The sequence below is a fragment of the Rhizobium sp. WSM1328 genome (assembly GCF_057653715.1).
The window spans coordinates 706188-719164 of sequence record NZ_JBYGKO010000002.1 but is presented as its reverse complement, the minus strand read 5'-3'; the positions used below and the strand labels follow the sequence as shown (position 1 = coordinate 719164).

Here is a 12977-nt window from a genome sequence, read left to right as displayed (position 1 = left end):
GAGGGGCGTGCGAACTAGTTTGTTGTCAGCCTGACATCTCTGCCCTTTGTCGCGCTGAGAACTTCGTGGAACGCGTTGAACGCGCTGGGGCGATCATTCTTGCGATAGACGAGCAGCGTCTCGACAGCACCGAGCTGATGGGTCTGGACCGGTGTCGGCCAGTGCATGAGGTCAAGGACCGATCGGGGCATGACACCCGCCGTGTTCCCGGTCGCAACGCTCGCCAGGATCGCGTGGTATGAACCGAGTTCGCTCGTCGGCAGCGCGCTCGATTTACGCGCCCAGTTTTCGGCGATCCTGCGATAGGTGCAGCCAGGCTCCAAAGCGGCGAGCGACCCGACACGCAGGTCGGCGGCGGATTTGATGGAGGGATGCCCGGATGGCAACACGATCAACAGGTCTTCGACGAAGGTCAGCTCCATTTCGAGCGCCTTGAGTTCGGCATCGAAGCTCGAGTCTTCCTCGCGCATCGTCTTCGGCAGGCGGGCAATCAGCGCACAATCCAGCGCATCAGAGAGAACATCGCGGGTCAGATCGCGGGACGCCCCCATCGTCAGCTGAAGCGACACATCGGGCCACATCTGATTGAATTGCATCAGCGCCGCCGGCAGCCTGCTTGCCGCCGTGCTCTCCATAGTGCCGACCCGCAACGTCCCCGATGGGGCGAGAGGCCGCACGGCCTGGCGCGCTTCGAGCGCAAGCGCCATAAGCCGGTTGGCATAGGCGAAAAACGTCTCCCCCTCCCGCGTCAACGTCATCTTCTTGCCATCACGGCTGAAGAGGGAAACGCCGAGGTCCTCCTCCAGTTGCTGGATGCGCGTCGTCACATTCGATGGCACCCGCCCTACGGCCTTGGCAGCCTTCGTCACGCTGCGGTCGCTGACAACGGCGAGGAATATCTCGATCGATGAAAGGTCCAATGAAAAGATCTCGTTTCCGGAATTAAGACGACAGATAATTCTCTATATAAAAATCATTGCTCCAGCTCAAGCCGGTTTCGGCATTGGACGAGAAACATGAGCCCAAGCAGACGAGCGATTGCCGAAAAAAGGGTCGCGACGCCGAGGAAATAGCCATGCAAGCCGCGACATTGCCTCTATCGGACGACGTTTTGAGGGTTTGAGGCTGGCATGAGGTTTGCATGCATAGGGCTATCTGCGGATCGATCGGCGACGTCCTATGTTGCAACTTGTCTTGACCTGTCTTCTTCTGAGCGTCGCTTCAGGCTTGAGCATGCGCCGTTTTTTAATGCCGTACTTCCCAGGCGGCGATCTCGCCCAGAAATCCGCCCCCGTGACCATCGTCGCCAACGCCGTCTTTCTGGCAGCAATCGCTTTCACCGTCTCCGATCAGGAGCTTTGGGCAAAATCCGTCATCCTGATGCTCGGCCTTGCGCTGGCGGCGATGTTCGACGATGCGAGACCCAGGCTGACAATCGCCCTCTCCGCCGTCAGTTTGGCGGCCTATCTCGGGCTACGTGCGATCACCTGAGGCATCCCGCTTTCACGGGATAATGCAGTCCTGTTGGCGGTACCGAAGCCCTTATCGAGACGCTGCATCCAGAGACGAAAGTCATTCGTCAGCAGCACCACATCGTACAGCCATTCCGTGCGCAAAAGCTCCCAACGACTTGCTTCCGCATTCTCGAGCAAGGCGTGAACTCTTTGCCGCAGTTTTTCGAAAGCCTTATCACGAGGGAAGGGCGTGGGGCAGCGCGTTGCGGGATGAAGTCGGTTTTCCATAAAGCTCGCTCCTCGACAATCGGGCGATCTTGATAATATCGTATTACGACCTATTATCAAGATAACCTGAGTGAGAGCGTCACGGCTTGGCGCAGAGAGAGCAATATTCCTGGATTTCCGCCACGGCGGCTGAAGCCCTCCCTCTGGCGAGAGAGATTTCAGGCCACGCGAAAAACAATCTCTATTGAAGAATAGTACCGCACTGTTATTCTCTAACGTTGAACACGGATTGAGGGGCGACGAACAGAAAAGAAACGCTCCATGAGTGACGATGCCATGAAAAACAATGCCGATGGCTTTTCCTCACCGGCCTGCTTCATTCATGAGGTTGATCCGGCTTACATGGGGCTCGAACCGGAGCCCGAAGTCGTCCGGGAGTGGCGGAAGGAACAACGCCGTCGCCTGATAGACTGCCGGACGCTGCTCGGCGCGAATGAGCGCGAGCAACGAACATCTCTTATCCGTCATCATCTGGATCGGCTGCTGCCGAAGATCGCCGGCCGCAGTGTAAGCCTCTACTGGCCGTTTCTGGGCGAGCCGGACCTCCGCGGCTGGATGCAGTCTGCGGCAGCTTGCGGCGCCACTTGCCTGTTGCCGGTGGTGACGGAAAAAAGGAAGCCCCTCAGCTTCCGCTCGTGGTGCGTCGGCGAAGAACTGACACGGGGCATCCTGAACATCCCGGTTCCGCTTCAAGGCGAAGAGCGCCGGCCCGATATCGTCATCGCCCCGGTCGTCGGATTCGATGCGCAATGTTACCGGCTCGGTTTCGGAGGCGGTTATTTCGATCGAACGCTGGCCGCTCTCCATCCCCGGCCTTTCGCGATCGGCGTTGGTTTCGACTTCCAGGAGATCGAGACCATCCGTCCTCAGGACCATGACATCCCGATGGATGCGATCGTAACCGACGTCGAAATCCGCTTTCGCAAAGGCAACGGCTCCGTTGCCGCGCGGATGTTCCAGGATTAGCCGATGATGAGGAGATGAGCGATGATCATGGACGGGAAACCGGCACGAAAGATCTGGTCGCAGTGGTATGCGTGGCATCCTGTCTTGCCGATCGATGACTCGGTGTTCTGGCTCGAGACAGTGTATCGGCGGGAAAGCCCGGAGGGTGTCTGGCAATACCGCTCGTTCCGGCCCGAACTCGAACGCCAGCAGGCTCTGACCTGCCTCCCCGTCTGTCCCGGAGCCTAATCCACGCGAAGGCCGGTTTGCGTCGGGCGCCCGTGCGGGTTTGCGTCAACCGAGTGCCTGGCTGACGAGTGCATAGGTCTTCGGCTCGGGCGCAGTTGCGCGTCCGGCAACCGGAAGCCAAGCGCCACCGAGCGACATGGTCGTCACGATATCGTAGACAGGAAGACCGCAGCGGGAGAGGAAATCGGAAAAGGCTCCGCCCTGCTCGCGTGTATCGAGGCGCAGGAACGCACCTGCGCGTTCGGCCGCATGCGGGCGGACGACGGCGATCGCGTCGGCGTCACTGCGCGCCACAACAGGACCGATGACATGGCCACGCCCGAACCGCCGGCAAAGCGAGAAAGCCTCGATCCGGCCCGCGCGGGTCAACACGATGCCCTTGGAATTCGCCATGAGCCGGGCCAACAGCAGTTTGCGATCCGTGCCGAAAGCCACACAATCCAATTCGGCGATCGCTTCCAGATCGCCAGCCTCCACTGCCCGTATTGCGGCACCGGACGGCAGCTCTACATCCGGCGGCGACATCGCTTCGCCTTGGCATTGAAAGACCAGCGCCTCCCGAACAAAGTTCAAGGACCGATAAAGGCGGCGCGCTGCGCGCGTCGCATTCAGCCCGAGGTTCCGCCCGGCGACCTGAGTAAGCGCGTGTCCCATCAGCCATTGCCCGGCGCCATTGGTTTGAAGACGCGGCGAGGTGATGACCATACCGACCGTGGCAAATTGCGCGTCATAGGGAAACCACATGGCAGAGCCCAGGATACGGCCGATTTCATCGATCGCCACGATGCCCTGGCCGAACTCCCGCAGGAACTGCCAATCCTCGCCGCGATGCGGCCAGGCGACGGTCATCGAAAGTGCGTGCAACTGGTCGAGAGCAACGCTGTCGATCCCGGCGATATGCGTCTCGAAACTATCGACGAACCTGGATTCGGATATCAGTTCACTCACTCCCGCCCTCCTGCCGCATTGGCCAAGTCTGCGCCCGGAAACTTCTCCGTCCAGACTAGAACAGATCGTTCGATACAATTCACTGGTGAAGCCTGCGCAAACACAACAATCGACCAAATCCCGATGCGCTTTCGGCAAGTAACGCCTGCGTCTCCCGCTAGACTCATTGACAGATCCAGCGGCCGGAGTCGCTGTTCACTGTGAGAGCCCGGAAATGTCCCCCCCCTCAGTCCAGTTGCAAACACCTCTCACATCTCGCTGGGCCGAATTGTCGTTTCCGCCGGCGGCATGGCCGCCGTCTCGGCAAGCAGCATGTTTGTGAGGTCGCCGATGCAGGCCATTGAAATTCTCGAAAGGCTCGTTGGCTTCCCCTCCGTCGTCGGCACGCCGAACGGCGAGATCGTGGCGTGGATCCGGCACTACCTGCAAAGCCACGGCGCCGTCGTCACCGAGCTTCCCGGCCCGGAGGGCGACCGGTCGAACCTCTTCGCCACGATCGGCCCGAAGGAAACGCCGGGCTATATTCTCTCCGGCCATATGGACGTGGTTCCCGCCGCTGGAGGCGGCTGGACCAGCGATCCGTTCCGATTGCGGGCTGAAGCGGACATCCTCTACGGTCGCGGCGCTACCGACATGAAAGGCTTCCTGGCCGCCGTTCTCGCGGCCGTTCCGGCGCTGGTGGCCTCACCGCTTCGCCAGCCCGTCCACCTTGCCTTTTCCTATGACGAGGAGGCCGGCTGCCGCGGCGTGCCGCACATGATCGCGCGCCTGCCGGAGCTCTGTGCAACCCCGCTTGGCGCGATCATCGGCGAGCCGAGCGGCATGCGGGCAATCCGCGCCCACAAGGGCAAGGCCGCCGCCCGACTGACGGTCAGGGGCCGGTCCGGCCATTCCTCGCGTCCGGACCAGGGACTGAACGCAATCCATGCCATCACCGATATTCTGGCTTGCGCTCGCGCCGAAGCCGAACGGCTCACGCGCGGCCCGTATCAGCCTGTCTTCGAACCGCCCTACTCCTCGCTTCAGGTCGGCACGCTGAAGGGCGGCCAGGCGGTCAACATCATTCCCGACAGCTGCGAGGCCGAGTTCGAAGCGCGGGCTATTTCCGGCGTCGATCCGATTACGTTGCTGGCGCCACTGCGGGCATCGGCCGAGGGACTATCGCAGCTTGGCTTCCAGATAGACTGGCGCGAACTCAGCGCCTATCCGGCGCTTTCGCTTGCCGCCGATGCGCCGCTTGCGGCCCTGCTTAGCGAACTGACCGGCATCGAGCCGCTCGCCGCCGTCAGCTACGGCACCGAGGCCGGACTTTTCCAGCGCGCCGGCATCGATGCGATCATCTGCGGACCGGGCGACATCGGCCGCGCCCACAAGCCGGACGAATTCATCCTCACGGGCGAACTGCTCGCCTGCCAGGCGATGGTCGAGGCGCTTGGCCGCCGCTGCGCCTGATGACATCGGATCAAGGAGCCGACGCCATGACCTTCCTCTTCAATTCCGATGCGAAGCGCGGCGCGATATTCGCCGAAGCCTTCGCGCGCGAACTGCCCGACATTGCCTTCTCCATGGATCCCAAGTCGGTCAAACCCGACGCCGTACGCTTCCTCATCACCTGGACCGTACCGGAGGATCTCGCCCGCTATCGCAATCTCGAAATCCTGTTTTCGATCGGCGCCGGCATCGACCAGTTCCATATCGATGCGGTGCCGGCGTCGGTGAAGGTGGTGCGCATGGTCGAAGACGGCATCGTCAGGATGATGCAGGAATATGTGACGCTGGCGGTGCTTGCGCTCCATCGCGACTTGCCGGCCTATCTCGACCAGCAGCGGCGCCGGACCTGGCAGACGATCGCTTCCAGGCAGGCCTCGGAACGCCGCATCGGCGTGCTTGGCCTCGGCATGCTTGGTAGCGCCGTGCTCGAACGGTTGCAGCCCTTCGGCTTTCCGCTTTCGGGATGGAGCCGCAGCCCCCGCGAGATCGACGGCATCCGATGCCTGAGCGGCCGCGACGGCCTCGATATTCTGCTTGCAACCACCGACATTCTCGTCTGCCTGCTGCCGCTGACGGATGAGACGCGGGGCTTCCTGAATGCCGAACTCTTCGCCGGACTGCCGGCCGGCGCCGCACTCGTCCATGTCGGCCGCGGCCCTCAGCTCGACCATCAGGCGCTCATTGACGCGCTCGATGCTGGGCATCTCTCCGGCGCCGTCGTCGACGTCACCGATCCGGAACCGCTTCCCGCGGATGACGCCTTCTGGAACCATCCGAAGATCCTGCTGACGCCGCACATTGCGAGCGTCACCCAGCCTGAAACCGCGGCAGTGGCCGTCATCGGCAACATCAAACGGCACCAAGCGGGCCTCGATCCGATCGGCCTGGTCGATCGCAACCGCGGCTACTGAGTTCTCAACCTAGGAAAGCAAAATCATGTTCCTCCTCAAGACGATCGACACCGACCCATCCTTCGCGCCGCGCGAATCCGGCCCCCTCCCCGAACGGTTGATCTCGGGCAGTCCTGCCTTCAAGACCTGGGCGCAGGACGCTGCCCGCGGCGAGACCGTTCATAGCGGCGTCTGGGAAGCGACACCCGGCGAGACGCGCTCGATCAAGGGCGAGACCTTCGAGTTCTGCCATATCCTTTCCGGCCTGGTCGAACTCACTCCGGAAGGCGGTGAACCGGTGGTCTACAAGGCCGGCGACAGCTTCGTCATGAAGCCGGGCTTTGTTGGCGTCTGGAAGACGATCGAGACGGTGCGCAAGATCTACGTCACCGTGTCGTGATGCCGACGCCGTAGATTTGACTGCCGCAGCGACGAAAACGCAATTTTTCGCCGCTGCGGCATCCCCGGTCGACGCATGCTGCTCGCCTTCGCCAGTTAGGCTTGTCTCAGCCCACCCCGAGGACATGCGATGACACTCAGCTTCGATCCGAACACGATTTCCCTGCCCGTCGGACATTTCATCGGCGGCCGGCTGGTTCCGGCCGAAGCCGTCATCGACATGCACCGTCCATCCGACGGCAAGGCCTATGCCGGCTGCCCGCTGGCCGACGAGGCCCTTGTCGACCAGGCTGTCGAAACCGCCAGAACCGCATTGAAGACGAGCAATTGGGGTGGCGTACGGCCGCGTGAGCGCACCGTGGCGATGCAGCGCTGGGCGGACCTGATCGAAGCAGAGGCGGAGACCCTCGCCAGGCTCGAGGCGCTCTCCTCGACACGGCCCATCGGTCATCTCGTCGCCGGCGATATCGCCGTCACCGCCGAACAGATCCGTTTCTTTGCCGAATTCGCCGACAAGGAAGGCGGCGACCTCGTCCCGACCGACGACGCAAATTTCGGCATGATCATGACGGAACCCTATGGCGTCGTCGGCGCCATCACACCCTGGAATTTTCCCGTGTCCATGGCCGGCTGGAAGCTCGGCCCGGCGCTGGCGGCAGGCAATGCGGTGGTGTTGAAGCCATCGGAAATGACGCCGTTTTCCACACTCTATCTCGCCGAACTTTCGGTGCGGGCCGGCCTGCCGGCCGGTCTCGTCAACATCGTGCTCGGCGACGGCCCGACCACCGGAAATGCGATCACCGGACATCCAGGCATCTCCAAGGTCAGTTTCACCGGTTCGACCGCGGCCGGCGCGGCGATCATGACCAACATCGCCCGCACCGGCGTCAAGCCGATGACGCTCGAACTCGGCGGCAAGAGCCCGCAACTGGTTTTCGCCGATGCCGATCTCGAGCTTGCGGCGGGCGCAATCGCCGGCAGCATACTCTCCAACGCCGGTCAGGCCTGCGTTTGCGGATCCCGCCTCATCGTCGAGGCGAAGGTGGCGGACGCGCTGGCAGCCGCACTTATCGAGAGGCTGGCGGCCATCCGCCCCGGCCCCACCTGGGACGAGGCGACCGATTATTCGCCGGTCATCTCCGAACGACAGATCGCCCGCATGGACGGCATCATCCGTGCCGCTATCGACGACGGCGCCGAATGCCTCACCGGTGGCCGCCGGCTCGACCGAGAAGGTTATTTCTACGCACCGACCCTGATTTCGGGCGTGACCGCAACATCGCCGGCGGTTCTTGAGGAAATTTTTGGACCGGTGCTGACCATTCAGACCTTCGAGGACGAGGAGGAGGCGCTGAGGCTCGCCGACCATCCGGCCTATGGGCTTGCCGCCGGCCTCTTCACCCGCGATCTCTCGCGTGCCATCCGCGTGACCCGCCGCCTTCAGGCCGGCACCATCTGGGTCAATCGCTACGGCCGTTCACGCGACCATATCCTGCCGACCGGCGGCTATAAGCAGTCCGGCATCGGCAAGGATCTCGGCCGCGATGCCTATCTCGCCAACCGCAAGAGCAAGAGTGTGCTCATCAGCCTGTGAGGACCTGCGATGAAAACCTACAAGATCGCCCTTCTGCCCGGAGACGGCATCGGCCGCGACGTGACGGCAGCAGCCTGGGCCGTGCTTGAAAAAACAGCTCGCCTGAACGGATTTTCTCTTGATGCAACCAGCTATCCCTGGTCCTGCGACTACTATCTGGAGAACGGCAGCATGATGCCCGCCGATGGCATCGAGACGCTCCGGTCCTTCGATGCCATCCTGCTCGGCGCCGTCGGCTGGCCTCGTAAAGTGCCGGATTCGGTGTCGCTGCATGGGCTTCTGCTGCCGATCCGCAAGGCTTTCGTGCAGTATGCCAATATCCGCCCGCACCGGCTGCTGCCGGGTGTGCAGGGGCCGTTGCGGTCCGATGGTTTCGACATCCTCTGCATTCGTGAAAATACCGAAGGCGAATATTCCGGCGCCGGTGGCCGCGTCCACCAGGGCACCGACAATGAAGTGGCGGTCGAGACCTCGATCTTCACCCGCACGGGGGTCGAGCGCATCCTGCGTTTCGGCTTCGAGCAGGCGCGGACGCGACGCGGCAAGCTTGCCTCGGTGACGAAGTCCAACGCCCAGAAATATTCGATGGTCTTCTGGGACGAAATCACCCAGAAGCTTTCAGCGGAATATCCCGATATCGAGGTGACCAGCTACCATATCGACGCCATGGCTGCGCGTATGGTCATGGCGCCTGATAGTCTCGACGTCGTGGTCGCCTCCAACCTGTTCGGCGATATCCTGACCGACCTCGGCGCCGCCATCCAGGGCGGGCTTGGCTTTGCCGCCTCCGCCAACATCAATCCCGATCGCTCGGCGCCGTCGATGTTCGAACCCGTCCACGGCTCCGCACCCGATATCGCCGAACTCGGCATCGCCAATCCAATCGCCGCCATCTGGTCGGGCGCGATGATGCTGGAGCACTTGGGAGAAACGGCTGCCGCCGCAAGGGTGATGGCATCAATCGAAGCGACGACGGCACGCGGCATCGGCGCAATTCCCGGCAAGGACAAGACCGACGTGATCACGGCATCGGTGCTTTCGGCACTCGGCTGATCAATGGAGAACAGAATGAACGGATTAAGGGATAGCAGTCTGCTTCGTGAGCTGGGGCTGATCGACGGAGAATGGCGCGGGGCTGAAGCTGGGCGCACGATCGAGGTGATCGATCCGGCGACGCAACATGTGCTGGGCACGGTGCCTGACATGGACGGAGCCGATACGAGGACGGCGATCGCGGCGGCGGAAAAGGCCTTCGGTCCATGGCGCGCAAAGACCAATGCCGAGCGCGGCGCATTGCTGGAAGCCTGGCATGATCTGATGCTCGACAATATCGAGGATCTGGCGCTGATCCTCACCCGAGAGCAGGGCAAGCCACTGACGGAAGCGCGCGGCGAAATCCGCTACGGCGCCTCCTTCATCAAATGGTTTTCCGAGGAGGCACGCCGCATCGGCGGAACGACCATTCCCTCGCCGACAGCGGACCGGCGGATCGTCGTTCTGAAGGAGCCCGTCGGCGTATCGGCGATCATCACGCCGTGGAATTTTCCGAATGCGATGATCACCCGCAAGGTCGGGCCGGCGCTCGCAGCAGGCTGCACCGTCGTCGTCAAGCCATCGGACCTCACCCCTTATTCAGCGCTGGCGCTCGGCGTATTGGCGGAGCGCGCCGGCATCCCCAAGGGCGTGATCAATATCGTCACCGGCATGCCGGCCGGCATCGGCGACGAACTGATGGCGAACCAGACCGTTCGCAAGATCTCTTTCACCGGCTCGACCCGCGTCGGCTCGCTGCTGATGCGCGGCGCGGCCGACAGCATCAAGCGGCTCAGCCTCGAACTCGGCGGCAACGCGCCCTTCATCGTCTTCGACGATGCCGATCTTGATCTGGCCGTGGAAGGCGCAGTTGCCTCGAAATTCCGCAATGGCGGGCAGACCTGCGTCTGCGCCAACCGGCTTCTCGTCCAGTCCGGCGTCTATGAGGCCTTTGCCGCCAAACTTTCCGCGCGCGTATCGGCCATGAAGGTCGGGACCGGCACGGATGCAGGCACGGATATCGGGCCGATGATCAACAAGGCGGCGATCGACAAGATCAAGCGTCATGTCGATGATGCGGTGGAAAAGGGAGCGACGATCCTCGCCACCGCGGGTTCCGTGCCTGAAGGCAATCAATATGCGGTGCCGATGGTGCTCGGCGGTGCGACGACCGAGATGCAGCTTGCCAGCGAAGAGACCTTCGGACCCGTTGCCCCGCTTTTCCGTTTCGACCATGAGGAAGAGGCGATCCGCATTGCCAACGCCACGCCCTTCGGGCTTGCGGCCTATTTCTACACCGGGAGCCTGAAACGCTCCTGGCGTGTCGCCGAAGCCCTCGAATTCGGGATGGTCGGCCTGAACACAGGGGCGATCTCGACCGAGGTGGCTCCCTTCGGCGGCGTCAAACAATCCGGTCTTGGCCGCGAGGGCGCGCAGTGCGGCATCGAGGAATATCTCGAAATGAAGAGCTTCCACATCGGCGGTCTCGCCTAACTACAGGAAAACAAAAGAGCGCCGGGACATCATCCCGGCGCTGGATGATCGGGAGCCACGGTCGATGCTCCCGCTGGAGCAACACCGACACATCGTTCTAAGTACTCCGCAGCCTTTGGCGGATGCCCGCAAAATTACGGTGCCCAAACAACATTTCTTTGACGCTGCTTTGACGGCAGGATGCTACGGCCGGTTTGCGAAGTTACGCAGAGGGATTTCAACCGGTTATGCTTCAGTTCGATCATCGCCATAGCATAGATTTACATTTCGCAATCCCGGTTTCCCTTCCCGGTTGCTTGCCAGGAGCCGAAGTTGTGGCAGACTGGCCCCTGGATGCCAGGTTTTCCGGCCGCCAAACGAGCGTATCGGAGGCAGCGGGGGCGGGGCCGGTGGATCGCATGAACAAGGAGCAATATCCGTTTCGGATGTTCCTGCTCGGGCCCTTTGCCCTTGTGGACGCCGGGGGGCGGTCGGTTGCTCCGAAATCCAAAAAGGCACAGGCTCTTTTGGCAATGCTTGCATTGTCCACCCGGGGCTCGCGCTCGAGAATCTGGCTTAGGGACAAGTTATGGAGCGATCGCTCCGACGACCAGGCGGCAGCCAGTCTACGCCAGGCGCTTTTGGACATTCATAAGAGTCTGGGGCCGGCACGTGATCTCTTGATTGCGGATAAGAATACCGTTTGGCTGGATATGGACCGACTGGCGCTCGATACCGACCTGGTGGTTCGGACGGAGCGGTCTGCGGATCAAGTCACCGACGAATTGCTCGAAGGTATCGACATCCGCGATCCTGAATTCGAGGACTGGTTGGCGCTGGAAAGGCAAAACTGGTATCGCCGTCTCGATGAAGGACAAGTCCACGACGTCTTCGAGCCGCGACAGCAGCCGAGCCGCGATATCGCCAAACATTCCGCCCTGCTGCCGTTAACTGGCGCCCCGGATACGTCGAGAACAGGCAAACCACCCGTGGATATCGCCAGCAGCGGTCCCTCTGGGCGGCGGGTTGGCGGTGACTGGCGATGGATGATGGCTCTTCTGTCCCCCATCGTGGTGGGTGCCGGCGAGGGCGGGCAAATTGCTGCGACACGGTTCCAAAACCTCATTGCAAAAGCCATCATCGATGGGCTGGGCTTTGGCGTCACCGACCTCTCGTTCACCTCGCCGCATATTGAAGAGAGTGAACAGCAAATCAGCCTTCCCCTATGCCTTCAGCTTCGCCTGACGTTTGATGGTGACATGGTGCTGATCGAACTGGTGATGAAGCACCTGATCAACAACCGCATTCATTGGCTGGGAAGTCAGGCAATCAACCGCACGCAGTTCGAGCGCGGCGAGTTCGGCATCGCCGCTGCGCTGATCAGCCAGGCAGTCGATCAACTGGCCTATTTCGAGGAGATCCAGGCAACCGACAGCAGATTGTCGCAAGACGGGCTCCTGATCGACGCCGTCAATGCGATCTTTCGGCTGTCGCGCGACGACCTCGACAACGCGGAACGGCGCCTGGAAGAACAGATCCAGTATCAGCCGCGATCATCGACTTTTGCCTGGCTGTCATTCATTCGGACTTTCCAGGTTGGCCAGCGTTTCAACGCGCTGGATGCCCATCTGATCGAGGAAGCCCAGGCCTATGCACGCAAGGCGCTGGAACTCGATCCGCAGAATTCCGTGTCGCTCGCGCTCGTCGGCCACGTCCATTCGTTCCTGTTCGGCGAATACGACTATGCGGCCAACCTGTTCGAAAAATCGATCCGCCTGAATCCGGCCCTGCCGCTCGGTTGGGACCTCTACGCGATGCTGCACTGCTATGCAGGCCAGCCCGACAAGGCGGTGGCGATGGCGCGTTGGGTACAAGAGCTCGGCGTCTACAGCCCGCATAAATATTACTTCGATACGACCAAATGCATTGCGGCAGCGCTTGCAGGCGATCATGCCGCAGCCATATCTGCAGGCGAAGAAGCCCTGCGGGCACGGCCGAACTTCAACAGCCTGCTGCGCTATCTTGCCTCCAGTCATGCCCATTCCAACGATCTCGGCGGCGCGCGGCATTACCTGCAGCGTCTTGAGGCAGTCGAGGGCGGTTTCTCCATCGACGCCTTCCGCGGCAGCGGCTATCCGCTGCTTGACACAGGCGGCGGGCAGATCCTGATCGACGGCCTGCTCAAGGCCGGCGCCAAGCTGCGCTGAACCCCGG

Annotated in this window: 13 protein-coding genes; 10 read left to right on the top strand and 3 right to left on the bottom strand. The window is 61.9% G+C overall.

The features are described 5' to 3' along the window. Positions 1–14: 14 nt before the first annotated feature. Positions 15–920, bottom strand: a complete 906-nt coding sequence (locus AC2444_RS26980; protein ID WP_003562882.1) for a LysR family transcriptional regulator — start codon at positions 918–920, stop codon at positions 15–17. A 259-nt stretch (positions 921–1179) separates the two neighbouring features. On the opposite strand from AC2444_RS26980, the gene AC2444_RS26975 reads away from it, so the two are divergent. Continuing rightward, complete coding sequence (locus AC2444_RS26975; RefSeq protein WP_017996382.1) at positions 1180–1491, top strand: hypothetical protein; 312 nt, start codon at positions 1180–1182, stop codon at positions 1489–1491. Here AC2444_RS26975 and AC2444_RS26970 read toward each other — a convergent pair. Then, the gene (locus tag AC2444_RS26970) at positions 1464–1742 is read right to left on the bottom strand and encodes a hypothetical protein (RefSeq protein WP_128449831.1); all 279 of its coding nucleotides are present in this window, start codon (positions 1740–1742) and stop codon (positions 1464–1466) included. The genes AC2444_RS26975 and AC2444_RS26970 overlap by 28 nt on opposite strands. A 261-nt stretch (positions 1743–2003) precedes the next feature. On the opposite strand from AC2444_RS26970, the gene AC2444_RS26965 reads away from it, so the two are divergent. Continuing rightward, positions 2004–2708, top strand: coding sequence for a 5-formyltetrahydrofolate cyclo-ligase (locus AC2444_RS26965; RefSeq protein ID WP_017996384.1), 705 nt, complete (start codon positions 2004–2006; stop codon positions 2706–2708). 21 nt (positions 2709–2729) lie between these two features. Beyond that, positions 2730–2936, top strand: a complete 207-nt coding sequence (locus tag AC2444_RS26960) for a hypothetical protein (RefSeq protein WP_128449832.1) — start codon at positions 2730–2732, stop codon at positions 2934–2936. Positions 2937–2981: 45 nt separating this feature from the next. Here AC2444_RS26960 and AC2444_RS26955 read toward each other — a convergent pair whose 3' ends face one another. After that, entirely contained in the window at positions 2982–3884 is a 903-nt protein-coding gene (locus AC2444_RS26955; protein WP_012755406.1) for a GNAT family N-acetyltransferase, read from the bottom strand. Positions 3885–4214: 330 nt separating this feature from the next. Here AC2444_RS26955 and argE point away from each other — a divergent pair, with 330 nt between their 5' ends. The 7 genes from argE (at position 4215) to AC2444_RS26920 (ending at position 12970) form a co-directional block, all read left to right on the top strand. After that, the gene (gene argE / locus AC2444_RS26950) at positions 4215–5336 is read left to right on the top strand and encodes an acetylornithine deacetylase (RefSeq protein WP_026157603.1); all 1122 of its coding nucleotides are present in this window, start codon (positions 4215–4217) and stop codon (positions 5334–5336) included. 26 nt (positions 5337–5362) lie between these two features. Further along, on the top strand, positions 5363–6286 hold the full coding sequence (locus AC2444_RS26945; RefSeq protein WP_128449833.1) for a 2-hydroxyacid dehydrogenase: 924 nt from the start codon (positions 5363–5365) through the stop codon (positions 6284–6286). A 25-nt stretch (positions 6287–6311) separates the two neighbouring features. Beyond that, positions 6312–6665, top strand: coding sequence for a cupin domain-containing protein (locus tag AC2444_RS26940; RefSeq protein ID WP_003562889.1), 354 nt, complete (start codon positions 6312–6314; stop codon positions 6663–6665). A 129-nt stretch (positions 6666–6794) separates the two neighbouring features. Further along, entirely contained in the window at positions 6795–8258 is a 1464-nt protein-coding gene (locus tag AC2444_RS26935; protein WP_128449834.1) for an aldehyde dehydrogenase family protein, read from the top strand. A 9-nt stretch (positions 8259–8267) separates the two neighbouring features. Continuing rightward, positions 8268–9311 carry a tartrate dehydrogenase gene (locus tag AC2444_RS26930; protein WP_128449835.1) on the top strand — a complete coding sequence of 348 codons (1044 nt, stop codon included), beginning with the start codon at positions 8268–8270 and terminating at the stop codon, positions 9309–9311. 15 nt (positions 9312–9326) lie between these two features. Beyond that, entirely contained in the window at positions 9327–10784 is a 1458-nt protein-coding gene (locus tag AC2444_RS26925; protein WP_128449836.1) for an NAD-dependent succinate-semialdehyde dehydrogenase, read from the top strand. 227 nt (positions 10785–11011) lie between these two features. After that, positions 11012–12970, top strand: a complete 1959-nt coding sequence (locus AC2444_RS26920) for an SARP family transcriptional regulator (RefSeq protein WP_041935727.1) — start codon at positions 11012–11014, stop codon at positions 12968–12970. The last annotated feature ends 7 nt before the right edge of the window (positions 12971–12977 follow it).